Genomic DNA, 267 nt, shown 5'->3' on the forward strand with positions numbered 1-267 from the left:
TCCATACGACGATGAATGTTTATGCTTATGTAACCAAAAAACAAAAAGATCAATCTGCTAACAAATTTGCATCGTATATTAACTCTTGAAAAGTTTGGTCAAAAGTATGGTCAAAAAAATAAAAAAGCACTGAAATCCTATGATATCAAGGATTCCAATGCATATTAATTTCAAAAAATTATTTTACTGTTACAGATGCGCCCACTTCTTCAAGATTAGCTGTTAATTCTTCAGCTTCGTCTTTTGACACGCATTCTTTAACTGTAG

At 31.1% G+C, this 267-nt stretch carries 1 protein-coding gene; it reads right to left on the minus strand.

From position 1 onward, the window contains the following. Nucleotides 1-178 precede the first annotated feature (178 nt). Nucleotides 179-267 (minus strand): ribosomal protein L7/L12 (locus DVW83_RS14970; RefSeq protein ID WP_137239724.1); only part of this gene is annotated, 89 nt, incomplete at its 5' end.

This window comes from Enterococcus sp. VV15 (genome assembly GCF_005236045.1).
In the GTDB taxonomy this organism is placed as follows: domain Bacteria; phylum Bacillota; class Bacilli; order Lactobacillales; family Enterococcaceae; genus Enterococcus_B; species Enterococcus_B durans.